Here is a 1,721-nt window from a genome sequence, read left to right as displayed (position 1 = left end):
TTGCATCACTCCCAGTGGGGGCCACCATGCCAGCACAATCTCAATCTCATCTAGTGGGACTTAAACGATAAAAATACAAAAATTAGGGTATAATCTATGATAGAAGAACGTTTCACGTCGAAATTGCCCCCATGAGAGAAACTAGCCCCTCTGCGATGCCCCCTTGCTTTGAAAAATGGTGCAAGCGTTTCGATGATTGCTTCAAAACGAAGGCTCAAAAAACCGGGTTTAGACACGCTCATTGGGGGATTATTAGGGGAAAGTGAGAGAAAAAACCTGACACAGATCGCTGATAACGCGATTGGAGTAGTTTATAACCGATTACACCATTGTCTTGATGCAGTCGCTCATGGGGGAAACCCCCAAGACCGCGCTGCATCGCTTCTTAACCGATGCCCCTTGGTCAGGGAGTCAAATCAATGAACGCCGTTTAGAGTTGATGAACAAATGTTCTCTTTCCTCGGATCAGTCGGGGATTTGCATTGATTTTGGACGACTCAGGACATAGAAAAAGTGGTAACTTGACTGACGGAGTGGGAAGGCAATATATCGGAGAAATCGGAAAGACAGACAATGGAATAGTCTTAGTAACAACCCATCTTTACGATGGCAAAAAAAGCTTACCATTAGACCTAGAGTTGTATCAACACGCGACTTCCTTACCCAATGGAAATAAAGATGAAGAATTTAAGAAGAAGCCCGATTTAGGGATAGAGTTAATTGACCGGAGTTTAGCCCGAGGATATCGTCCGGGAATCGTCCTAATTGATGCGGGGTATGGCAATAACACAACCTTTCTCAAGAAACTGGAAGAAAGGAATCTAAAGTATTTAGGAGGAGTGGCAAAAAATCGGAAATTAATTATAAAAAATGAGTTAAATATTGAGATAGAAATACGTATAGACGAATTAGCGAAAAGCCTATCCAAAGAGGAGTTTGAGGAAGTTGAACTCAACTTAGAGAAATCGAAAACCGTTTGGGTGGCAACAGTGAAGGCTCAGATATCTGGTCTAGAAGGAGAAAGGACAATGGCTATCGTCATGAATGCTAGTTCTTGGGAAGAAGCAACAGACATTGATTATTTGATCACCAATGTTGATTCAGATAAAGTAACAAAACAGTGGGTAGTAATGACCTACTCTCAAAGAAATTGGGTGGAAGTATTTTATCGGGAAGCAAAGGGTTGGCTAGGGTTGAAAGAATACCAAGTCAGGGATAAAAGAAGTCTATTTCGCCATTTTATCCTAGTATTTTGTGCCTACACTTTTATTCTTTGGCATAAGTTAACTGGGGGATTACGAAGGCGATGGGCTAACAAACCTTTGACTACTTTTACAGAAGCCTTGGAGGCTTTTCGTACAGCTATGTCTTTTCGTTTCTTTGTTCGCGTAGCGTGTGCAAAGCACATATGGCTGACTCACAATCGGCAGGTGTTTGCTGCTTATAAAGCCAGTTTAGGCTTCATTTGGGGTTGATTTTTGTTTAAGTCCCACTAGTTTCCCGGATTCAGGCCAGATTCGCAAATCTAGACCGGCCTTGCGTTTCTTCAACTCTGCGGTTAATTGTGCAAACCATTCCTCTAAATCGATGTTTGCCAGTAGTAGCACTGCCATATTCATGTCCATTCGCAGTCAACTCAAGCTTAAGTCCGAAGTGTGAAGGGAGTGCGTTCGCGTAGCGTAGCCCTTTGGGCTAATCGCCTTTGGCGCGGCTGAGGCCTT

The 1,721-nt window shown here is 43.1% G+C and carries 1 protein-coding gene and 1 pseudogene; one reads left to right on the top strand and one right to left on the bottom strand.

The annotated features are described in order from the left end of the window. Positions 1 to 131: 131 nt before the first annotated feature. Positions 132 to 1,475, top strand: a pseudogene (locus tag F6K20_RS37200) (IS701 family transposase). Here the strand turns inward: F6K20_RS37200 and F6K20_RS37195 are convergent. Next, the gene (locus F6K20_RS37195) at positions 1,455 to 1,613 is read right to left on the bottom strand and encodes a hypothetical protein (protein WP_008188134.1); all 159 of its coding nucleotides are present in this window, start codon (positions 1,611 to 1,613) and stop codon (positions 1,455 to 1,457) included. The pseudogene F6K20_RS37200 and the gene F6K20_RS37195 sit on opposite strands and share 21 nt — an antisense overlap. Positions 1,614 to 1,721 lie beyond the last annotated feature (108 nt).

It is taken from the genome of Moorena sp. SIO2C4, from assembly GCF_010672485.1.
GTDB classification, from domain to species: domain Bacteria; phylum Cyanobacteriota; class Cyanobacteriia; order Cyanobacteriales; family Coleofasciculaceae; genus Moorena; species Moorena producens.
This window is presented reverse-complemented; position numbering and strand designations above follow the sequence as displayed.

Bases quoted from the DNA above. Each gene is read 5' to 3' on its own strand.
- F6K20_RS37195 (WP_008188134.1), bottom strand. From the start codon at position 1,613: ATGGCAGTGCTACTACTGGCAAACATCGATTTAGAGGAATGGTTTGCA.